The following is a 23,078-nucleotide window of genomic DNA, read 5'->3' on the forward strand; positions in this document are numbered from 1 at the left end:
AGAGATTGGAGAGAATGAAGTCGCAAGACTTTCTGTATGAAATTCTGAAGGTACATGAACAATAGAACATGTATCCATCAAACGTAAGATGTGAACGAAGTTTTGCTTGTTATCATCGAAGCGATTACCATAATGGCCCGGTGGCTCAGCTGGTTAGAGCGCCGCCCTGTCACGGCGGAGGTCGTGGGTTCGAACCCCATCCGGGTCGCTTGCGAAAGCAAAATTATATATGGGATCTTAGCTCAGCTGGGAGAGCATCTGCCTTACAAGCAGAGGGTCACAGGTTCGAGCCCTGTAGGTCCCATTTATAACATGAGGACGTTTAGCTCAGTTGGTTAGAGCAATCGGCTCATAACCGATCGGTCCTGGGTTCGAGTCCCCGAACGTCCACTACGTTTTAAAATTAATATGGCCTGGTGGCTCAGCTGGTTAGAGCGCCGCCCTGTCACGGCGGAGGTCGTGGGTTCGAACCCCATCCGGGTCGCTTGCGAAAGCGCAAAATTAAATATGGGATCTTAGCTCAGCTGGGAGAGCATCTGCCTTACAAGCAGAGGGTCACAGGTTCGAGCCCTGTAGGTCCCATTGTCCAAAGGACATGCCGGCGTGGCGGAACTGGCAGACGCACAGGACTTAAAATCCTGCGGGACTAACCTCCCGTACCGGTTCGATTCCGGTCGCCGGCATTATTCAAAAAGCTTGAAACTGAAAGGTTTTAGGCTTTTTTTCGTTTGTCTAAAAATGGATAAAAATTCTAGATGGACACAGTGGAAGAATCCAACGATCACACTTACATTGGAGGAAGAAAGATTGCAAAGAAGGTTACAGGCACTGTAAAACTGGGCAATAAAAAATATAAGGTTGTAAAGGGTGTTGTAAAAGCAACTATCAAAAAATAAAAGTATTTCATAAGGGTAAATCGAAATAAACTATCTTTCTGTGGAATGGCATGATAAAATAGAAACAGTATTTTTTAGGGAGGTTATGCTATGAAGCAGACAAGAAGTAAACAATTATGGCTGATGCTTGCTGCAGCAATGTGTATTTGCATACTGGCACTGATGGGTGCTGGCTCTTTATCAAAAGCTGATAATGCAGGACAGATGTATACATATAGTGCAGCAGCATCATTTGTATGTGATGCAAATGGTACGATCACCGCATACAAAGGAAACAAGAATGCGGAACAGATCATTGTACCGGCAACGATCAACGGCAGGACAGTAACAGGAATTAGCAATAATGTATTTAAGGGATGTGAGAAGGTTTCCCTGATCGCAGTTCCGGATACGATTGTAACGATCGGTGACCGGGCATTTGAGAATTGCCAGAGCCTTAGTACACTGTACAGCTACAAGAAAGCAGATGCAAATGATACAGCTACGGCAACGGATGCAGCAGGAACTGCAACGGCACAGGGTGTTGTTGTTCCATATGCTGAGATGGGAGTTATCGCTATTCCTTCCAATCTGAAAAAGCTTGGTACAGGGGCATTTGCCGGCTGCCGGTCAATCGGCAGATTTGCAGCAGCAGATACAAACGCTTATTTTAAGACATATACATGGAATACAAATAATCCAAACCAGGCACAGATCCAGAATAAGAATCAAGGTGAACTGCTTCTCAGTAAGGATGGAAAGCAGGCGTATCGTTTTGCTCCGGCATTTCATTATACAGGAAAGGGATTGTATAAGATCCCTGTTCCGGTAACGACGATCGCACCATATGCATTTGAAACCGCTGCTTTAAATGGAGGTTTTCAGATACCGACAACAATAAAGGTGATTAGTGATTATGCATTTTATCAGTGCGGCAATCTGAACCAGATCGAGTTTGCAAAAACATCTAATACAGCGATTATTGGAGCATATGCATTTGCAAGAAATTCCAATCTGCAGATCACACTTCCTGCAAGTGTAACATCGATTGGAAAATATTCCTTTGCATATTGTGTCAATATTAAGATCGATATTTCAAAGACAAAGATCCGTATAATTCCGGATTATGCATTTTATGAATGTGATAATCTTCATGAACTGATAACACCAAAGACCCTGGAGAAGGTAGGAGCATATGTATTTTATGGCTGCAACAATCTGAATGAAGTAAAGTTCCTTGGCAAGACATTAAAGGAAATTGGTACAGGAGCATTTAAGACCTGTGATAATCTTCATGTGATCGATGTCCCGGAGGGTGTAACAAAGATTGCGAATGGTACATTTGATGGATGTCATAATCTGAATACGATAAAACTTCCGGACAGTCTTAAGAATATCGGAGATAATGCATTTAAGAATTGCAATAATATCCAAGAGATGGTGATTCCAAAGAATGTATCCCATATTTCAAACAACAGTTTTGCAGGAGCAAAGCAGGATGGTATTGATACTTCAAAGAATCAGTATTCCCAGAAATTTATCAAGGCAGAAAAGCCTGCGGCAGTTGGAACAAAGTTCAAAGTTGGGAAATTGCGTTATAAGATTACAAAATCAGATGCCAAGAAGGGTACTGTGACGCTGTATGGAGCAAAGAAATCCGTAACAAAGGCAACAATACCTGCAACAGTTATGTATCAGGGCTATAAGTTCAAGGTTACTTCTGTTGGCGGAAGTGCATTCAAGAATTGCAAGAAGCTGAAAACCGTAAAGCTTGGTAAAAATGTAAAATCAATTGGCAAGAGTGCATTTTACGGATGCAAGAAGCTTGCCAAGGTTACATTGGATGCGAAGCTTACAAAAATTGGTGATAAAGCATTTGCCAAGTGTACAGCGATCAAGAAACTCACGATTCCAAAGCAGGTAAGCAAGATTGGAAGCAAGGCATTTTATGGTGATAAGAAGCTGAAAACAATCACGGTCAAGAGCAGTAAATTAAAGAAAACGACCATCGGAAAATCAGCATTTACAAAGATAAATAAAAAAGCAACGATCAGCGTGCCAAAGAAAAAGGTAAAGGCATATAAATCAGCTTTCAAAAAAGCCGGAGCTGCAAAGAGCGTTAAGGTTAAGAAAATAAAATAAAAATAGAAGTCTTCCGGAATGTTCGGAATATGGCAGATGCTATATAAGACATGAGATAAACAAAAGCCCCGCAGCAGGTATTGCTACGGGGCGAAGGAAGGGAATCTATGAAAAATGAAAGTAAGCAATAATTATAAAGTGTGTATCTGATATTCAGGTATGCACTTTTTAGATCTGAGGACATTCAGTCGGAAACGCTTGCTCTGACCGCATTTCCGGTGATGTCCTCTTGGTTTTGTTTTCCTTTGATGGTATTTATATTACTGGATAAATGTGTTTATTCTATGTTCAGGATGTCAATGAATTGTGAAAAGAAAACATAAAAAATGCATGTTTTAATGATGCTAACGTGTAGTATAAAGTGATTTACAGGTCGCGTTCATTCGTGGTATGATAAAGAAGCCTGCAGGGAGCAGGAGAAACAAAAGGTTATGGAAAACGCAGGAGGAAAAGAAAATGGTAGTAGTAAATACAGAGAATATACCAGGAAGAGAGTATCAGGTACTCTCATTAGTAACAGGCTGTTGTGTTATGTGTAAGAATATCGGAAAAGATATCGGAGCATCCTTCCGTAATATGGTAGGAGGAGAAATGCAGGCATATACACAGATGATGGCAGAAGCAAAGGATAAAGCAATTTCATATATGATCAACCAGGCTATGAGCATGGGCGCAGATGCAATCGTAAATGTCAGATTTGCTTCAACAACAATTGTTGCCGGTGGTGCGGAGATCCTTGTTTCCGGAACGGCAGTGAAGTTTACAGCATAACAGATTGATTCACATACAGTGGTAGAAATGGAGGAGTATATGAAGAAGCCAAAACATGAGCTGATGACATTTGTTGCCGGGATCGTGATGCTGGTGGCAGGGTTATTTATCTTATCACAGAAAGTAATCGTATCGTCCAGTTTCTTTTCTTCATTTGGAGGGATGTCCATCTGGGGAGCAAGAATCAGTTCAGGAATGGTAGTGATTCCATTGATCATAGGAATTGTCTGGATGTTTATGACAGATTCCTTTGCATCAAAGGTTTTTTCGGCACTTGCAGGACTGTTGATCGTCATCATGGTCATTCTGACAACGAATATACATTTGACGACCATGACTTTATTTGACTGGCTGGTTATTCTGGTGTTGATCTTTGGTGGACTTGGATTTATCGGAAGGATTCTTTTGGCAGACAGAAAAAATGAAGAGGTCGATCCGAGAGAAGAAATGTACAGAGAAATGTATGGGGAACAGACTGATAAAAAGTCAAAGAGAAGAAAAAAATAATCCTTTGGTGTATTTCGTTTGAAATGGGAGAACTTAAAGGGAAAGACTATTACAGATATTATATATATTAAGAAAGAGATGAGTGATATGCCTTATTTTTATTTTGACCCAACGTATATATTAGTTCTGATCGGAGTTGTTCTGTCACTGATCGCATCTGCTCAGGTAAAATCAGCATATAAGAAGTATGAGAAGGTATCAACCAGATCAGGATTTACTGCAGAACAGGTAGCAGCGATGATTCTCAGAAATGCCGGAATCACAGATGTAACGATCCGCCCGATTGCCGGAGAATTAACGGATAACTATAATCCAAAGGATCATACCTTGAATCTGTCACAAAATGTATATGGTTCCAGATCGATAGCGGCAATTGGTGTAGCAGCACATGAGTGTGGTCATGCGATCCAGCATGCGGAAGGATATGCGCCGCTTGGTTTTCGTTCAGCGATCGTGCCGGTTGTAAGCATTGGTTCTACATTATCATGGCCATTGATCCTGATCGGTTTACTGATCCCAAGACTGGATGTATGTATCACACTGGGAATTCTGTTATTTTCATTGGTCGTTGTATTCCAGTTTGTAACCCTGCCGGTTGAGTTTAATGCATCAGGCAGAGCAATTGCTATTTTAAGAAATGGCGGATTTATGACAGAAGAAGAACTTGGTGGGGCCAAGAGAGTGTTAACTGCTGCAGCTCTTACTTATGTAGCCGCAATGGTAACTGCAATCCTTCAGCTTGTTCGTTTGCTGTTACTTACAAACAGAAGAAGATGATTAAAAAGTAAATATCTGATATTTCGGAGTGCACATTTATGGGCATGCCGGGATATGATATGAATGTAACCGGAAGGTGAAAAAATGTGGTATTAAATGATACCGGTTTTCAGCTTTCCGGTTATTTTTTTGTTTTATGACAGGATGAATATGGAGAAATGGATGCACATATATGAGAATAATTTTCGGGTTGCAGAAGCGTATAGTACAAAATATACAAATAATTTGTTAAAATTGTTAAAAATAGCTAAAAATATGTTGCAAAATTGTGAATAGTATTTATAAAGCTAATGTGCTACAATATATATGGTGTGATAAATTTGGATAGTTTCTCACAAAAATAATACGGATTTGTGCAATAATTTAGAAGATTACACAAAAATATGCCCAAGGTATCACAACCGGAAACATAATGACATTGCCAGTTATCCCAAGGGGTTGGATAACTGGCAATTTATAGTATATCAATGTATATATAGGAATTGGCGGGATGCGGTTCCAGACAGCGATGAATGGAGGACAGAATGAGAAAACGAAGTATGAGAGGATATGTAGCAGCATTGACACTTGCGGCAGGTCTTTGTATGACACAGGGCTTAGCTGTACAGGCGGCGACAGATGGACAGGGAGACAGCGGGACAGATTCCGGTTATACAGCAGCTGATCCGTCAAAAGGAGTTACATATATAAAGAATGACTCTGGCAGTACGATAGGAATGAATCTGAATGGTAATTCAGTTGTCATATGTACATCGAAAAATGCAACGGAGCAGATTCCTTATATAAATATATATGAGGATAAGAATCAGAATGGAATCGTTGATCAGGGTGAAACGGCATTTAAGTTAGATGGAAGTGCAGATATCATTTATTCAAGCAGTATGCCGATATATGGACTTTATCAGCAGACATATGATCAGCCGGTTTCAATCACAATAGATGGTGCAAAGCTTGGCTATGTATACGGACTGAGCAATGGAGCATTGAACACAGACAGCAGCAAGACAGCATTAACACTGCGTATAAAAAACGGTGCAACGATCGGAACTGTAACAGGAGCTGAGAATGCAGCCGTAGAAGGTTCTGTGGCAGTAGAAGCAGGTGATGGATGCAGCCTGTCTGCATTATATGCGGTTAAGACCGCTGGTGTTTCAGGAGATGTATCACTGAATTTAAATGGCGGTACTTACAATGGAATCGGTGTGGTTACATCAGGAGCGGAGGTCAAGAAGAATCTGAATGTCACAATGCGTAATATTACGCTGCGTGAAAGTGCAAAAGGTGCAGCAGTGGACTCCGGCTGTAAGATTGTGGGGAATGTGACCTTTGATGCGGATGGAGTTAATGCACTCGGAGGCGATTCCTTTACTGTACTAAAGGCGGCAAATTGTACCGGAAAGCTGGATGTATCATTGAAGAATTATACAGGCTCCGGATGGACATTTTACGGCATCGAAAGCGGCAGCTATGTAGAAGGTGATACGGATATCAAGATCCTTGGCGGCAGTGGAACATTTGGAAGTGTATATGGTATAAATGGTTCCTCCGGTCTGAAGGGACAGGTAAAGGTTCTGATCGAGAACTGTACGGTATCAGGAGCTGTCTACGGAGCCAGCGGCTGTTCCTTTCTAAGAAATGAAGGGGTACAGGGCGACAGCTATGATGCAGATATCACGATCCGAAAGAACTCAGCCGGGGGCATCATATATGGACTGTATGATGTCGTTGAGACTCATTCTGTGAAGCTCACGATGGAAGATCTTACAGGGAATGGCATAAATGTATATGGATATTATACAGGTTCTGCAAATATAAATGGACAGGCTGACATCAGTATCAGCCGATGCCAGGGAAGTAATATCTGGGGTTATTATGGTTCGAACAGCGAAACCCGAAAAGGATATGGAAAAAAGACGATCTCGATCACAGGTTGTACAGCAGGAAATAGCATATATGGAGTTATGAATGGTTATTTGGGAGATGATTGTGAGATACGGACATCCGGAAACATCTGTTATGACTATTACGGAATTTATAATGCATATGTGGATAAAAATGTAAAGATTACATCTGCCCATGAGAATGATGCAACGATCCTGGATAAGGATAAAGAGCCGGTGATCAATACGAATACATCGGCGGGCAATGGCTCTTATTATATTGTATATTCACCAACAATAAAAGGCGATCTCATAGCAGATGTAAATAGCATACGGTCACGGTATTTCTATGCAATCAATAATGTTACTCTTTATGGAAATGCAGATTATAAGATCAGAAACAGTGAGATCACATCAACTTCATCAGAAAAGATTCTTTTTGCAAACAATAATAGCAGTATTTCGGATTCGGCTGAGAGAACGACAGATGTATGGATTGAGAATACAGATTTCAGCAAGCTGAGCGCGGTAACCTTTTCCAATTCATTACCTCAAAAGGCAACACTCAATATGACGATAACAGATGACTGTAAGTTACCATCGAAGTATTATGTGATTCCGGCATCTTCGCAGACAGAGAATGCGTCAGCAGTTGTTAAGGTAAAAAATGATATTTATTATGGTGGCAAGGTTATTCTTACAGAAAATGTAACGGCGGATAATGTGTATTTCGGATCGTATGGTAATTATAGCTACGGCTATGCAGCTGTTCTGATTCCGGAAAAGATCACAGTGACTACAAAAGAAAATGTATATATTCCATACACTGCGCAGGTAGTGAATAAGGGAACGATAAAAGCAACAGCTATAAAGCAGATCGGTTCATCTGCTGCAGCGATCTATCTGAATAATGGACAGATTGAGACAGAGTCAAATGAAGCAGGCATAAAATATCCGGTTGTTATGAAGGTAGATCAGAATCAGGGTAGTATGTCGCTTGGAAGCGGTGAACAGACATCCTTGGATCCGGATACGCGGTATTGTAAATCAGGAGATGTTGTAACCGTATATATCAGTACAAATAAGGGCTATCGATTCCTTTCAGCAACGGTAAAGAAGCAGTCAGATACCCAGGCATCAGAGCTTGCAAAGGAAGGAAATACCTATAGCTTTGAAATGCCGGATGAGCAGGTTGTAGTTACAGCAGCATTTGAAGGAATTCCGATTGATATCAAGAAAACATCTGTTGATCCAAGTGCTGTATTGAATCAGACCTATACAGAGAAACAGCCATTATATGATCTGAACAGACTGATCATTATGAATGATGCAAAAACAGGCACAATTTCATATAAAGAGGATGCTACATACAGTCTTCCGGAAGGTTTAACACTTACAGAGGGCAGGATCATTGGTACTCCGACTGTTTTATATGAAGATGGAAAACGCGTGGATATCCATGTAACAGGTAGAAATGGGACGGAAGCTGTTCTGAGATTAAATGTGATCGTGTCCAAGGTACAGAAAATTCAGGAAAGCACGATCGAACGGTTGACGGTCGATGAAGAAAACAAGACGATCAGCCTGAACGGAACATCTGCAGTCCTTCAGCAGACAGGTACATCTGATAATGGGGTGATCCTCACTGGTATCTATGCAGATGATGATCGGGATGGTAAGGCTGATGGCAGACAGGCTATGTATAGCGGAGATCTGTCAGGATATACGATCTATGGTATTTCCGGTATTGATTATGATCGCCCGATCAGGATCACAGTGCTTAGTGGTTCGGTTGGAAGTATATTTGGAGTTAAGAGTGCAACTATGTCCTATGCCGATTCAGATTCACTTGTTATAGATATTCAGGGTGGAGCTGTTAGCACTGTATACGGACTGGATTCCAGTGCGCATGTGCAGTATATGAGGATGAAGCGGGGAAAAGAAGCGGCTGTTGGCAAGATGGCTATTAAGAATCCATCCGGTTATGGTTTCTATGAAGGGTATCTGATCGATCAGGCAGGTGCGATCACAGTCGAGGATTATATAGTAAATGAGAAGCTGACAGGAGATTCTTTGCAGGTAACGCAGTATAAGGATTTTACTGCGAATGCTCCGGTAGAGATCACCGGTGCGATCACACTTCCGGGAGGGACAGAGACAACATTTAATAAGGGTGTAACTGCCGGAACCTTCAAAACGAATGGAACCTATGATAAGGTCTGGTTCCATGGTACATGTAACATTGATACTTTTTCACCGGGATATGCATATGTATATATAGAAAAGGATGCGGTGCTCAAGGCAGAAGATATCAAGATCAAGAATACATCTGCTCAGATCTTCCATAAAGGAGCTGTGTCTGCAAAGACATTTGCCTGTACCGGAAAATGGATGGTGGATGGAGCGTTTGCAGAGGATACCGATATCAGTGACTGGTCGAAGCTGTATTTTGTCGTGACTGTGACATCAAATTTACAGGATATCACATCTTATTCTTCTGCAGAAGATTATGCATACGAATACAGAGAGGATGAGAAGAAATCCTATTATTACCTTCCGGGAAATAAAACACAGAATATAAAGTACAAAAATATTACAGGATATACAGGGGCAATATCTGTAAATGGGGGAGAACCGGTAGAAGGAGATGCGGACTGCGTTTGTAAGCTGGCATTTCCACAAGCGGCATCTGAACTATATATTGATTATATTCCGAAGCAGATCACATGCTCCAAACAGTATGCAGATCCAATGGTAGTAAAAGGAACCCAATATACAACTGCTGATCCGGCGTACGATCTTAGTCAGATCCAGATCCAGAATGATACAACCATGCAGTATGGGGGCTCTGTTAAGTATCAGCTTAAGTCTGGCTCCGCACTTCCTGCAGGTCTGAAGCTGGAAGGAACAAAGGTAGTCGGTACACTTGCGGATGATGCAGAAACAACAGAGGCAGTATTCCGTATTACAGGAAGAAATGGATCTGCGACAGAATGTAAGATTACATTTACTGTTCAGGAGGAAGGATATAAGATTACAGATCTGACGAAGGAGCTGAATGTACAGCAGTATACGGATATTGATCTGAAGGGACATTCCGTTGTCATTCTTCCGGATCCATCAGACAGCAAAAAGGTATCCATCTATCCGGATGATGACCATGATGGAATTGCAGATAATGGAAAGGCATTAAAGATTGCAGGGGCAACATCCTACGATCTGAGTACACGAGCCATAATTGGATATGCAGATACAACTGCACCATATGAGGGTGATATCTCTATCTATATGTATGGTGGAACGATTGGCAGTCTGTACGGCGCAAGAGGTAAAGCAAATATTACAGGTTCCCAGGCGCAGGTAGATGGTACCGTAAGCTTATATATCAAGGGCGGTAAGATCTCAAGCAATACATACATAGCAAATCTGGCAGTTGTAAAGAAGGCAGAGCTTTATGCGACAGCAGGTACTATGTATCAGTATGTATATGGTCTTGGTGTGGCAACGGCGGATGAACTGGTATTCCAGTTTACAGATCAGGCACAGATGGCACAGACGGCATATAGAGAAAATTACAAGATGTATGTTACAAGCTCGGCAGTCGTAAATAAGTCAGTAAATGTAAGAATTGGGGCATCCGGAAGCAGATATGCATTTGCAAATTATAATGGACAGCAGATTACCGGTTCAAGCTCCGTATTTGGCTTATGTGACAGTACCATTCATGGATCTGTAAAGTATGACATCATTGGTAACTGGGAAGTAGGCGGTAGTGGTAAGAATTACCTGTCTTATAATTCTACAATAGATGGAGATATGGATGTCTTACTTGATACGAATTCATTTGGTGTCAGCGGTGCATTGGAGAATACAACTGTATGTACGCTGGCATATGGCGGAACTGTTGGAGACATCAATATTACTGACAAAACGGGTCGCAATAATTATACGGTAGCGGCAAATGGTATAGTAGATAATATCCGGGCAAAACGTACAGTTTCCGGAAATGTCAGAGGTATTGTTACCTATATCTACCAGAATAACAACAACTGGACATTAAATGGCGGTCTGTATGCGGAAGACTATCTGGATCTGTATCTTGGTGGAGCGTACACGATCGATAAGGATGTAGAAACCAGAGATATTCATACGCTGAAGGATTCCAACATCACGATCGCAGATGGTGTGAAGGTTGTATATACAGGAGATGCGGATCTGAATGGCACGTTGACCAACAAAGGCAGTCTGACGTGTAAGGGTGACAGATATTCAAAGTCAACTGTATCCGGCACCATTACAAATAGTGGCGAGATCAGTTATACGACTGTAAGCACACTGACGATCCATGCAGGTGCTTCTGTTATCAATCAGGAAACAGGACGATTCAAATTTGGTAAGCTGACAAATAACGGAACAATCATCAATGACGGTGATCTGGAGCAGATGGTATCTTCAACATCAGTCGGAGATATCCTTACCTCTAAGGAACCATCCATGATGAAGACTTTAAGTTACTATAGTACAATCTATTACAAAGCAGAGCTTGTTTATCCGGAATTCTGCTTTGAGGAAGGCGATACAGCTCCTGTACAGCTTGCAGCCTCCACGACGGGTGATATGAAGACCTCCGGTATAGAAGGTGATGATGCTGTATATATCCGTGGTAACGGTTCTGTAAAAGTAACAGTAACCGGTATTCCGATAGAAAATACAACAGTTGATTCCATCGTTTATGGTTCTTCTGAATCAGTGATGAATAAGAGTGATGAAACAACATGGACAGCCGCTATGCCATATGAACCTACAGTATTTACGGTTAATATGAAGAATGATACAGCAACTATGATCACTCTGGATAAAGACGAAGATACAGTAGATACAGCAGTTGTAGGGGTGACAACAACTGAGGATAAGCCATTATATGATCTGACTGCATTAAAGATTGCAAACGATATTGACAGTGCTGCAGCAAGAGTTGGTTATTCCCTTGCCAAGGGTTCGGTGCTTCCGGCTGGTCTGGAGCTGAAGAATGGCAGAATCTATGGAACACCGACAAAGGCAGCTGCGGAAGCACAGACGGTAACGATCAAGATCTGCGGTAAGAATCAGACCGTTGCAAGCTTTAAGCTGACATTTACAAAGGTTGCAAAGGGCACACCTGTTATGGAGACACCGGATCCGTGTACCGGTTTGGCAGGAAAGACATTAGAGAGCGTAACACTTCCAACATCCGGAAAGGGTACTTATAAATGGGCAGCTCCGGAGACAGTGATCGAAAAAGCAGGAACAAAAGAATATGATGCATATTTCATTCCTGCGAATACATCAGATTATGACTGGAGTAAAGCAGACCTTGCAGAAGGTGCATATGAGGAGCTTGCAGATGGAACGATCCAGATCAAGGTAAAGATATCTGTAGCAGCAGAAAAACAGGCTCCGGACTTTGCGGTTCCAACCGGTCTGACCGGTATTTATGGACAGACGCTTGCAGACGTAGAGATTCCTGAAACAGAGGGTGGAAGCTTTGTATGGACAGCTCCGGCAACGAAGCTTGAAAAAGCAGGAAGCTATACATTTGAAGCAAGCTATATTCCAAAGAATACAGAAGTATATGATCAGGTAGATGCGGTAGAGCTTACAGTAACAGTAGAACCTGTAAAAGCAGAATTTACACAGAAGATCGCACCGATCACAGTAAAGAAGGACACTGTGTTAAAGGATGTGGAGCTTCCGGATGCAGAAGGAGGATACTACTACTGGTATACAGCAAACCAGACCATTCTGTCAGAGAACAGCACCGTACAGGTATGCTTCAAGCCGGATGACAGTACAAATTATGACTGGACCGGTAATAAGGGCTGGAATCAGGCACATAGAGGAATTATATTCAGTGTGGAGATCGTGATCAGCGAGGAGCATTCACATTCCTATACATGGAAGTCAGACGACAGCCAGCATTGGAAGGAATGCAGCTGTGGTGAAATCCTTGAGCGGGCAGAGCATGTATTTGGTAAGGGAGAAGTAACAAAGGCACCGACTACATCAGCTACAGGTATTATGACCTATGAATGTACAGTATGTGGTTACAAGAAGCAGGAGATTCTGCCAAAGAAAGAGGAAACGACCGATCCGGGTTCCGATAAGCCAAATCCAACACCGGTAAAGCCGAATCCGACACCAAATAAGCCTACGACAAAGGTTGACATCAGTAAAGCCTCTGTTACAGGTATACAGGCCTCTGTTATTTATACAGGAAAGAAATTGAAGCAGACGCCTGTTGTGACAGTCAAGGGAAAGACGCTGTCAGCGAAATCAGATTATACTGTGAAATATAAGAATAATAAGAATATTGGTAAGGCGACGATTACGATTATCGGTAAGGGAAAGTATACAGGTACAATAACAAAGACTTTCCGGATCAAGGTTGCTAAGAATAATACCTATACGGTAAAGGGCATCCGGTATAAGATCACAAAAGCATCGACAAATGGTAAGGGAACTGTAACTGTAATTGGTACAACAAAGAAGAAGTCAGATAAGAAGTTTACTAAGCTTTCAATTAAGAATACGGTCAAGATCGGTGGAGTTACATTTAATGTTACAGCCATCAGTAAGAAGGCATTTAAGGGATATAAGTACTTGAAGAGTGCCACGATTGGTGATAAAGTAAAGACCGTAGGTGCTCAGGCATTTTATGGATGCAAAGTACTTACAACTGTGACGATTGGCAAGAGTGTGAAGACAATCGGCAAGAGCAGCTTTGAAAAATGTACAAAGCTAAAGAAGATTACATTTACAACAAAGAAGCTCACAAAGGTTGGCAAGAAGGCCTTTAAAGGCATCAGCAAAAAAGCAGTTGTAACGATACCGAAAAAGCAGGCGAATAGTTATAAAAGCCTTCTGAAAAAGAGCAATATCCCAGCAAAGGTATCTTATAAGAAAGCAAAATAGAATATGTTGTACCGGATATGGACAGCATATGACAAGTTCATAACATAAGGTGAAAGGCCACCGGAATATCAGATGTTATTTCATAGAGCGTTTGTGATACAGGACTGTATGAATTGCAGAAGATATCGGTGGCTTTTGCTTTTGCGGCAAAACTGACAGGCGGTATGATTCGGTTCATGAACTATTATGTAGGATGGCTTTAAAGATCAGTCGTAGAATAAAATTTATAAATTTGAGGAATACTGGAAGAAACAGGAAGGTGGCAAAATGAGTATTTTTGATATTGTAGGTCCGGTCATGGTAGGTCCGTCCAGTTCGCATACGGCAGGAGCTGTAAGGATTGGATATATTTGTTATAAATTAATAGATGAACCGATCCGGAAGGTGGAGATCGGACTGTATGGTTCATTCCTTGCAACAGGAAAAGGGCATGGTACAGATAAAGCACTGGTTGCCGGGCTTCTCGGTATGAAGCCGGATGATATCCGCGTACCTGAGAGCTTTGAACTGGCAGAACAGGCAGGCATGGAGGTTATCTTTTATGCAGCGAAGCTTGCACATGCAAATCCAAATACAGCCGTGCTTCATATGACAGGAGAAAGCGGCAGAGAGCTTGATATTGAAGCGGAATCAGTCGGCGGAGGGCGAATCCGCATTTGTAAGATCGATGGTCTGGATGCAAATTTCAGTGGCGATTACCCGACTCTGATCGTGCATAATCTGGATCAGCCGGGACATGTGACAGAGGTGACATCGATGCTTGGACATAAGTCCATAAATATTGCAACGATGCAGTTGTATCGGGCATGTCCGGGAGGTCATGCAGTCATGGTTCTGGAATGTGATCAGGAGGTTCCAAAGGAATCCCTGAAATGGCTGGAGCATCTGGAAGGAATCTTGAAGGTAACCTATCTGAGTCTGAAAGATGATTGATCGTGGAATCTAGGTAATAAAGGATGCAGTGGCACAGGAAAGAAATTAAAAAGGAGAATGATAATGGCATTTTCATCTTTGGCAGAAATCGATGCTTATATGAAAACAAATAAATGTGAGTTCTGGGAGGCTGTGATCCGGGAGGAGGCAAGGGACTCGCAGCAGCCGGAAATGGATATCGTAAACCGGATGACCCAGATGTATCGTTCGATGAAGGAAGCAGATGAAGCGTATGATGACAGTTTGACTTCCCGTAGCGGCCTGTCCGGGAAAAATGGTAAAAAAATGGCTGATTATGCGGCAACACACAAATGTATGTGTGGTAAATTTGGCGGAGCAGTCATGGCAAGGGCAATCAAGATGGCGGAGAGCAACGCCTGCATGAAGCGGATCGTGGCAGCACCGACGGCAGGCTCCTGTGGTGTTGTGCCTGCGATATTGATCACATATGAAAGAATGACGAACACCTCGGAAAATGATATGGTAAAGGCTCTGTTTGTGGCAGCAGGCATCGGGGATGTGATCGCAAGACGGGCAAGCATATCAGGGGCAAGAGGCGGATGTCAGGCAGAGATCGGGGCATCTTCCGCTATGGCAGCAGGTGCACTTGCATGGTTAAAGAGCGGCAGCAGCCATCTCATTACTCAGGCAGCAGCGATGGCATTAAAGAGCCTGCTTGGACTGGTGTGTGATCCGGTTGCAGGATTGGTGGAGGTGCCATGTGTGAAGCGAAATGCGTCCGGTGCCATGAATGCGCTGTGCGCTGTTGATATGGCATTGGCAGGGATTGAAAGTGCTATTCCTGCAGACGAGGTAATCGATGCGATGCGGGAAATCGGCGACCTGATGCATAAGGATCTCCGGGAGACCGGAAAAGGCGGACTCGCAGCCACCGCCACCGGAATCGCGGTGGCTGAACGTCTGTGAAATCCTGTGGAATAAAGTTGACAGCCGGTGTGAAATTATAGTATATATAATCCAATTCTATAGTATAAGAATAAGGAGATAACATGGGAAAAGTATTTTTTACGAGGCACGGCCAGACCATCTGGAACGTGGAGAATAAGATCTGCGGTGCAACGGATATTGAGCTGACAGAGCTGGGACACCGGCAGGCAGAAGAACTTGGAAGAAAACTGGCAGAAGAACAGCCGGGGATCGATGAGATATTATATTCCCCACTTGTTCGTGCGGCCGAGACTGCCAGACATATATCGGAAATGACAGGGATTCCGATGCGGATGGAGCCGAGATTGAAGGAGCAAAACTTTGGACGGTTTGAATCAACACCCAGAAATGGAGCAGAATTCATGGAAGCAAAATCCCATTTCCTGGATCATTATGATGGCGGAGAGACGATGATGCATCTGTGCCAGCGTGTCTATAATCTGTTGGATGATATAAAAGCGGAGTCTGAACATAAGACATATCTGCTTGTTGCACATAATGGAATTTCAAGGATCGTACAGTCGTATTTTTATGATATGACAAATGAAGAATTTGCACATTTCGGGATTAAGAACTGCGAGATCCGGGAATATAACTTCAGATAAAATGCCTCTTTGCAGAGCAGATAGAAACAAAAAACAGTAAAAGCACATGCTTAATGATAAAAATATATCAATAAGCATGTGCTTTTTACATGTTCTGTGCCGGGAATAGATGTATAATAGTACAATGTTAGTTAAAACTAACAAAAATTTGAAATTTGCAACAGAACCATTGACAATACAGTTGTTTTGTGCTATTAATCATATGAACACATATTCAAATGTTCAAAGCGATAAACGTTAATCATAAAAAGATATACCAGTGTGATAGAAAGTACTGGAGAATGGAGGAGACAAAATGGAAAATCAGAATTTTTTACAGATCAGTGGTCTGAAAAAGAGCTTCGGATCAGGGGAGAACCGGACAGAGGTATTAAGAGGACTGGATTTTACGGTAGCAAAGGGTGAGATCTGCGTCCTGCTTGGACCATCCGGTTCGGGTAAATCTACATTATTGAATATCATTGGTGGAATCGACAGTGCAGATAGCGGCTATATCATGATCAATGGGGAAAAAACAGTTGATATGGATGAGAAGACACTGACACAGTACAGAAGAAAGCATCTTGGCTATGTATTCCAGATGTATAATCTGATCCCGAATCTGAACGTAAAGGAAAATGTAGAGGTTGGTGCATATTTAAGTGATTCACCGCTCGATGTCGATGATATCTTAAAGACGCTTGGTTTATATGAGCACAGACATAAGCTTCCGAATCAGTTGTCCGGCGGACAGCAGCAGAGAACCTCGATCGGAAGAGCAATCGTCAAGAATCCGGATATCCTGCTCTGTGATGAGCCAACAGGTGCACTTGATTATAAGACATCAAAGGAGATCCTGAAGCTGATCGAGGATGTAAATCAGAAATATGGAAATACTGTTATCATGGTTACACATAATGATGCAATCAAGAATATGGCAGACCGTGTGATCAAGCTGCGTGATGGAATGATCCGTAAAAATGTTGTAAATGATGTGAAGATTTCTGCTATGGATCTTGACTGGTAACTGTGGGAAGACAGAGAAAAGGAGAACATATAATATGAAAAATCCATTATGGAAGCGGCTGCCAAAGGAGCTGGCCGCAGATTTGGGAAAATATTTGGTTATTTTCCTGTTTATGGTTTTTAGTATCGGCTTTGTTTCCGGATTTCTGGTAGCCGGAGAGAGCATGGTTGCTACATATGATGAGAGCTTTGAGAAGTATCATATCGAAAATGGAAATTTTGAATATAAGGAAGCGGCATCAAAGGAAGCCATTCAGGCGATCGAAGCAGAAGGCGTAAAGCTGTATGAAAATTATTTCTATGAACAGACGGTTGAAAAGGATGGAAAAGAAAGCACACTTCGTATCTTCAAAAACCGTACAGAGGTTGACAAGGTCTGTCTGATGAAGGGTGAGATGCCGGCAGATGCAGATGAGATCGCGATTGACCGTATGTATGCCGTGAACAATGAGATCAATGTAGGAGATACGATCTCCGTTGATGGAATCGACTACAAGGTATCCGGTTATGTGGCATTGTCAGACTACAGTGCATTATTTCAGAGTAATTCAGATATGATGTTTGATTCTGTACTGTTTGGTGTTGCAGTCGTAACAGATGAACGATTTAATTCCTTTGATCTGGATTTCATGCATATGTCATATGCATGGACATATGATGAGGAGCCGAAGGATAAGAAAGAGGAGAAAGAGGTCTCAGATGATCTGGCAAAGGTGATCAGCCAGTATGGAGAATTGGAGACATTTGTGCCGAGATATGCAAATCAGGCCATTAATTTTACCGGGGATGACATGGGCAGTGATACCGTTATGGTAGAGACAATGCTGTACATTCTGATTGTCATCATGGGATTTATATTTGCGATCACGATCAACAATACGATCGTAAAAGAGGCAGGAACGATCGGAACGCTGCGTGCTTCCGGTTATACAAGAGGAGAAATGCTGCGGCATTATATCTCGCTGCCTATCATTGTGACCTTAGTTGCAGCCCTGATCGGAAATATCCTTGGTTATACGGTATTTAAAGATGTTGCAGCCGATATGTATTATGGAAGCTACAGCCTGACAACCTATGTAACCAGATGGAATGCAGATGCATTTATCAAGACAACGGTCATTCCGATTCTGCTGATGCTTGTGATAACAGCCTGGATGATCAATTCCAAGCTGAAAATGTCACCGCTCAGATTTCTGCGGCGTGATCTGTCACGTTCAAGAAGAAAGAAAGCGATAAAACTTCCGCATTTCCGGTTCTTTACCAGATTCCGGCTCCGTGTCATCATACAGAATTTTTCAAGCTATGTTGTGCTGTTTGTCGGTGTTGTATTTGCCATTATCATGCTGTTATTTGGAATGATGATGTCACCGCTGCTGAAGCATTATCAGGATGATATCGTAGATAATATGATCACAGATTATCAGTATGTTCTGAAGATGCCGGTAGAAACCGAGAATCCGGATGCTGAGAAATATCTGGTGAAATCCCTGCTATATAAGACAGATATTAGAGATGAGGAGATTATGGTCTACGGAATCAAGGCAGACAGCAAATATTACAAGGAACGTCTTAAGGATGGAGAAATCCTGATCTCTGATGGCCTGAGTGAGAAATATAAGCTGGAGGATGGAGATACGATCAAGTTAGAGGAGGAATATACTTCTGATTCTTATGAGATCAAGGTATCCGGAGTATGCACTTATCCGGCGGCACTGGCAGTATTTATGAACGAAGAGACCTATCGTGAGATGTTCGATGTAGAGGATGGATATTTCTCCGGATATTTCTCAGATGAGAAGCTGACGGACATTGATGAGAAGCTGATCGCCTCAATCATAACAGAGGATGACCTGACAAAGGTATCCAGACAGCTTGACCGTTCCATGGGGGAAATGTTCTATCTGTTTGAGGCGTTTGCATTGATCTTATTCATGCTGATGGTTTACCTTCTTACGAAGCTGATCATTGAGAAAAATACAGTATCTATCTCCATGGTTAAGATACTGGGCTATGAGAATAAGGAGATCAATAAGTTATATCTGTCAGCGACGACCTTAATGATGGCGGTCAGTGTCGTTCTTGGAATCGTCATTTCCCAGGTTGCGATCGTGGGAATCTATTATGCGATGATGCGGGAGGCATTGAGCGGATGGCTGACAATGTACATTGCTCCGTACATTTATCCTGCGATCTTTATCCTGTCGATGGCAGCCTATGGAATCATCGCTGTTTTTCAGGTAAGAAGGATCAAACGGATCCCGATGGATGAGGCGCTGAAAAATGTTGAATAAGTCATTTGGCCATAATGTTCAAAATTGAATGATCTGAAATAAAAAACGACCTAAAAACTTTTAATATCGAAAGTTTTTACAAATATAACAAATTTATAAAAAACAGGGAGATTTGCAGTTCACAAATCTCCCTTCTTATGTTATCATCGTAAAGATGGTGTGCTGGAGGTTTTGTCGAAAGAAGGCGTGCATTTCAATCGATAGGATCACAGTAAAACAGGTACAATAGAAGAAGGGAGATTATTATGAATCAGAAAAAAGAAGCGATTTATGATGCAAGGGAACTGGGTGTTCCGAAAATGTTGCTGTTAGGTTTGCAGCACATGTTTGCCATGTTTGGTGCAACTATTTTAGTACCGATTCTGGTAAATACTTATTTTAATGGAGAGGGCTTATCCATTCAGGTTACACTGATCTGTGCCGGAATCGGAACATTATTCTTCCATTTATGTACAAAATTAAAGGTGCCTGCATTTTTGGGTTCCTCATTTGCTTTCTTAGGAGGCTTTAATACAGTCGCAAATCTTGATACCGGAATCTTCAAAGATATGTCTATGGGTGAGAAATTACCTTATGCATGTGGCGGTATCGTAGTAGCAGGTGCGTTGTATCTGGTTCTTGCGCTGGTTGTAAAACTGGTTGGCGTAAAACGTGTTATGCGTTTCCTCCCACCTGTTGTTACCGGTCCGATCATTATCTGTATCGGCCTGAGTCTTGCGCCATCAGCCGTAAATAATGCAAAAACAAACTGGATTCTTGCAATTATCGCATTTGCGGTTATTGTAATCTTTAATATCTGGGGCAAAGGAATGTTCAAGATCATTCCGATTCTTATGGGTGTTGTGATCTCATATGTAGTTGCATTTATTCTTTTCAAATGTGGTGTTCACAATCCGGACGGATCTGCGATCTTCACATTTAAGGCAGTAAAGGATGCCGGATGGGTGGATCTTCCTCCATTCCAGCTTTGTAAATTCAATATTACTTCCATCCTTGTAATGGCACCTATCGCTCTTGCAACTATGATGGAGCATATCGGAGATATCTCAGCAATCTCAGCTACAACAGGTAATAATTTCATCAAAGATCCGGGACTTCACAGAACTCTGATCGGTGATGGCCTTGCTACAGCATTTGCTGCTGCATTCGGCGGCCCTGCAAATACAACATACGGTGAGAATACCGGTGTTCTTGAGCTTAGCCGTGTATACGATCCAAGAGTCGTACGTCTGGCTGCTGTATATGCGATCCTTCTCAGCTTTTCACCAAAGGTTGCTGAGTGTATCGGTTCACTTCCTGCATCGATCATTGGTGGTGTCAGCTTCATGCTGTACGGAATGATCTCAGCAATTGGTGTTCGTAATGTTGTTGAGAACAAGGTGGATTTCACAAAGTCGCGTAACCTGATCGTTGCTGCTGTTATCCTTGTCAGCGGACTTGGATTCGGTAATGGTATTACCTTCACAGTTGCAGGAACATCTATCACATTAACATCACTTGCTATCGCAGCTATCCTTGGAATTGCTTTAAACGCAATCCTTCCGGGCAAAGACTACGAATTCGACGAGTAATTACAACTACACAAGACTGAAACAAACATATAAATAAAGCCGTTACACTAAGACACGCTGCGGTTTCGATGAACTGCATATACCTGATTTGCAAATGTTCCTGTGCCAACTCGCCCTTTGGGCTCAGACAGGCACCCACATTTGCTAGTATATGCATTCCATAACGAAATCCTCACTTGAGGTCTTAGTGTAACGGCTTTTTATATGTTTGTTGTTGCCTTGTGTAGATTGACATACCTGCTAATTGTGTAGCTGTGGGAAATCCATGTCGTGTATTTCGGCAAATAAATGTAAGATGAAGCATTGATGCTTGAATTGTATGATTAAGAAATAAAGAGTGCCTATTAATAACATGAAAAATTGTATTTTAAATAAGAAGGTATAAAGAAAATTATGTACACTTGGTATAAAAAATCTCCCAGACGTTCCGGATATGATAGATACGAGAATTTTGTTGCGAGAAACACGCTATCAGCGAATGCGGGTGCCTGTTTGAGCCTGAAAGGCGAGTTGGCACAGGAGCATGAGCGAATAGATGCGTGTGACGAGTAGAAATTCGTAGTATATCATATCCGGAACGTCTGGGAGATTTTATATCAGGTGTACATAATTTTTTCCTGTTTATTCTACATCCAGAAGTTCAATCTTGAAGTTCAGTTCTTTGCCTGCCATCTCATGGTTTGCGTCAAAGGTGATCGTAGTATCATCCTTGGCGGTTACCTTAACAGGGAAAGACTGTCCGGCTGGATTTGACAGGAATACCTTCTGGTCAATTTCCAGATCCTCAGCACCGGGAAGCTGGTTGATCTCAACAGTTAAGATATTGTCGGGATCCGGCATGCCGTATGCTTCTTCCGGCATAAGGTGTACATCGATGATATCACCGATCGCCATGCCCTTAACAGCTTCGTCAAATCCCTTGATCATCATGCCCGCACCGCATACAAAGTCGATCGGTTCACCACGGTCATAAGATGAATCAAATTTTGTTCCATCGTTAAATGTTCCTGTATAGTGAACCGTACATTTCTTGCCTTCGTTACTCATAAAAAATTCCTCCGATTTCATTGAATGTCTTATTCTAACATGAAATCAGAGGAATGACTATAAAATGTTCATGAAAACGATATCCTGAAGATCTTAGTAGTAACCAAATTCATCAATGGCATCGTCTACACCGTCCCGATAATCGTCATCTTCATCATATCGATCTTCATCGTAATCTCCCATATTGTCATATACGTCATCATATCCATCATCGTAGGAGTCGTAAACATCCTGAGAATGAGCAGCTTCAGTTGCCGTAGAATAACGGGATGAAGAAGAGGACTGTTTATGATAATTGGATTCAGTCGTTGCCTGCGTTGTAACATTATAGGATTTACGGTGACCGTAATCTTTGTGGTACCAGCAGTAGGTTTCGTTTTTATCCACTTCCCGGTCGCATCCGATATAATAGCAGGTATGCTTTCCGCTGTCACTGACAGCACCGATGATGTAACAGATAATAAGAAAAATAATGATGCCTGGGAGGCATCCTCCCGAATTAGAATTTGAATGTGACATATGAATCCCTCCGATCGAAAATGTGGTCAACCTACCGTTTGTCTATAGAGAAAACTAAGAAAAACGGAATTGTGGTTAATGTATACAGGTTTTTGTTATATAGAGAATACAAAAAACGATGTACAAAAAAAGACACATAAATATATTTGCGGTAAATATATTAGCAGAACCTGAAAATTAACTATAGAAGTTATCAGCAAGATGGTTTAAAATAAAAAGGGAAATTGGATTTAAATATAAGTGATATGATGAAAAG

14 protein-coding genes and 6 tRNA genes are annotated in these 23,078 nt (G+C 41.9%); 18 read left to right on the forward strand and 2 right to left on the reverse strand.

Annotation, left to right across the window (positions count from 1 at the left end; all coding sequences use genetic code 11):
• The first annotated feature begins 134 nt into the window (after positions 1-134).
• The 18 genes from DXB77_RS05370 (at position 135) to DXB77_RS05450 (ending at position 21,256) form a co-directional block, all read left to right on the forward strand.
• A tRNA-Asp gene (locus DXB77_RS05370) sits at positions 135-208 on the forward strand.
• 23 nt (positions 209-231) lie between these two features.
• Positions 232-304 (forward strand) — tRNA-Val (locus DXB77_RS05375).
• Between the two features lie 12 nt (positions 305-316).
• A tRNA-Ile gene (locus DXB77_RS05380) sits at positions 317-390 on the forward strand.
• A gap of 20 nt (positions 391-410) precedes the next feature.
• Positions 411-484: transfer RNA gene (locus DXB77_RS05385), tRNA-Asp, on the forward strand.
• A gap of 25 nt (positions 485-509) precedes the next feature.
• Positions 510-582: transfer RNA gene (locus DXB77_RS05390), tRNA-Val, on the forward strand.
• A gap of 15 nt (positions 583-597) precedes the next feature.
• Positions 598-683: transfer RNA gene (locus tag DXB77_RS05395), tRNA-Leu, on the forward strand.
• 72 nt (positions 684-755) lie between these two features.
• On the forward strand, positions 756-896 hold the full coding sequence (locus tag DXB77_RS12985) for a hypothetical protein (RefSeq protein WP_021943705.1): 141 nt from the start codon (positions 756-758) through the stop codon (positions 894-896).
• 90 nt (positions 897-986) lie between these two features.
• Positions 987-3,017 (forward strand): leucine-rich repeat domain-containing protein, encoded by a 2,031-nt coding sequence (locus DXB77_RS05400; protein WP_021943704.1) that lies wholly within the window; start codon positions 987-989, stop codon positions 3,015-3,017.
• A 456-nt stretch (positions 3,018-3,473) separates the two neighbouring features.
• On the forward strand, positions 3,474-3,788 hold the full coding sequence (locus DXB77_RS05405; protein ID WP_021943703.1) for a YbjQ family protein: 315 nt from the start codon (positions 3,474-3,476) through the stop codon (positions 3,786-3,788).
• A 39-nt stretch (positions 3,789-3,827) separates the two neighbouring features.
• Entirely contained in the window at positions 3,828-4,295 is a 468-nt protein-coding gene (locus tag DXB77_RS05410; protein WP_021943702.1) for a hypothetical protein, read from the forward strand.
• 78 nt (positions 4,296-4,373) lie between these two features.
• The gene (locus tag DXB77_RS05415; RefSeq protein ID WP_347465505.1) at positions 4,374-5,072 is read left to right on the forward strand and encodes a zinc metallopeptidase; all 699 of its coding nucleotides are present in this window, start codon (positions 4,374-4,376) and stop codon (positions 5,070-5,072) included.
• Between the two features lie 524 nt (positions 5,073-5,596).
• Positions 5,597-13,903, forward strand: coding sequence for a leucine-rich repeat domain-containing protein (locus DXB77_RS05420; protein ID WP_021943700.1), 8,307 nt, complete (start codon positions 5,597-5,599; stop codon positions 13,901-13,903).
• Positions 13,904-14,170: 267 nt separating this feature from the next.
• A complete protein-coding gene (gene sdaAB / locus DXB77_RS05425) occupies positions 14,171-14,836 on the forward strand; it encodes an L-serine ammonia-lyase, iron-sulfur-dependent subunit beta (RefSeq protein ID WP_117808656.1) in 666 nt (221 codons plus the stop codon).
• A 63-nt stretch (positions 14,837-14,899) separates the two neighbouring features.
• Positions 14,900-15,763: an L-serine ammonia-lyase, iron-sulfur-dependent, subunit alpha gene (sdaAA, locus tag DXB77_RS05430; protein ID WP_021943698.1), complete on the forward strand. Its 864-nt coding sequence runs from the start codon at positions 14,900-14,902 to the stop codon at positions 15,761-15,763.
• Positions 15,764-15,846: 83 nt separating this feature from the next.
• Entirely contained in the window at positions 15,847-16,389 is a 543-nt protein-coding gene (locus DXB77_RS05435; RefSeq protein WP_021943697.1) for a histidine phosphatase family protein, read from the forward strand.
• A 295-nt stretch (positions 16,390-16,684) separates the two neighbouring features.
• Positions 16,685-17,395, forward strand: coding sequence for an ABC transporter ATP-binding protein (locus DXB77_RS05440; protein ID WP_118483500.1), 711 nt, complete (start codon positions 16,685-16,687; stop codon positions 17,393-17,395).
• A 34-nt stretch (positions 17,396-17,429) separates the two neighbouring features.
• A complete protein-coding gene (locus tag DXB77_RS05445) occupies positions 17,430-19,685 on the forward strand; it encodes an ABC transporter permease (protein ID WP_118662796.1) in 2,256 nt (751 codons plus the stop codon).
• A 245-nt stretch (positions 19,686-19,930) separates the two neighbouring features.
• Entirely contained in the window at positions 19,931-21,256 is a 1,326-nt protein-coding gene (locus DXB77_RS05450) for a uracil-xanthine permease family protein (protein ID WP_117823217.1), read from the forward strand.
• A 621-nt stretch (positions 21,257-21,877) separates the two neighbouring features.
• Here DXB77_RS05450 and DXB77_RS05455 read toward each other — a convergent pair.
• Together DXB77_RS05455 and DXB77_RS13110 are read right to left on the reverse strand one after the other, a co-directional pair.
• Complete coding sequence (locus tag DXB77_RS05455; protein ID WP_021943146.1) at positions 21,878-22,303, reverse strand: peptidylprolyl isomerase; 426 nt, start codon at positions 22,301-22,303, stop codon at positions 21,878-21,880.
• A 93-nt stretch (positions 22,304-22,396) separates the two neighbouring features.
• Positions 22,397-22,822, reverse strand: a complete 426-nt coding sequence (locus DXB77_RS13110; RefSeq protein WP_021943147.1) for a hypothetical protein — start codon at positions 22,820-22,822, stop codon at positions 22,397-22,399.
• Between the last annotated feature and the right edge of the window lie 256 nt (positions 22,823-23,078).

Origin of the sequence: Clostridium sp. OM05-9 (genome assembly GCF_003481465.1) — a bacterium.
In the GTDB taxonomy this organism is placed as follows: domain Bacteria; phylum Bacillota; class Clostridia; order Lachnospirales; family Lachnospiraceae; genus Coprococcus; species Coprococcus ammoniilyticus.

Coding starts and splice junctions, on each gene's coding strand:
- DXB77_RS12985 (WP_021943705.1), top strand. CDS start 756: ATGGACACAGTGGAAGAATCCAACGATCACACTTACATTGGAGGAAGA.
- DXB77_RS05400 (WP_021943704.1), top strand. CDS start 987: ATGAAGCAGACAAGAAGTAAACAATTATGGCTGATGCTTGCTGCAGCA.
- DXB77_RS05405 (WP_021943703.1), top strand. CDS start 3,474: ATGGTAGTAGTAAATACAGAGAATATACCAGGAAGAGAGTATCAGGTA.
- DXB77_RS05410 (WP_021943702.1), top strand. CDS start 3,828: ATGAAGAAGCCAAAACATGAGCTGATGACATTTGTTGCCGGGATCGTG.
- DXB77_RS05415 (WP_347465505.1), top strand. CDS start 4,374: ATGAGTGATATGCCTTATTTTTATTTTGACCCAACGTATATATTAGTT.
- DXB77_RS05420 (WP_021943700.1), top strand. CDS start 5,597: ATGAGAAAACGAAGTATGAGAGGATATGTAGCAGCATTGACACTTGCG.
- sdaAB (WP_117808656.1), top strand. CDS start 14,171: ATGAGTATTTTTGATATTGTAGGTCCGGTCATGGTAGGTCCGTCCAGT.
- sdaAA (WP_021943698.1), top strand. CDS start 14,900: ATGGCATTTTCATCTTTGGCAGAAATCGATGCTTATATGAAAACAAAT.
- DXB77_RS05435 (WP_021943697.1), top strand. CDS start 15,847: ATGGGAAAAGTATTTTTTACGAGGCACGGCCAGACCATCTGGAACGTG.
- DXB77_RS05440 (WP_118483500.1), top strand. CDS start 16,685: ATGGAAAATCAGAATTTTTTACAGATCAGTGGTCTGAAAAAGAGCTTC.
- DXB77_RS05445 (WP_118662796.1), top strand. CDS start 17,430: ATGAAAAATCCATTATGGAAGCGGCTGCCAAAGGAGCTGGCCGCAGAT.
- DXB77_RS05450 (WP_117823217.1), top strand. CDS start 19,931: ATGAATCAGAAAAAAGAAGCGATTTATGATGCAAGGGAACTGGGTGTT.
- DXB77_RS05455 (WP_021943146.1), bottom strand. CDS start 22,303: ATGAGTAACGAAGGCAAGAAATGTACGGTTCACTATACAGGAACATTT.
- DXB77_RS13110 (WP_021943147.1), bottom strand. CDS start 22,822: ATGTCACATTCAAATTCTAATTCGGGAGGATGCCTCCCAGGCATCATT.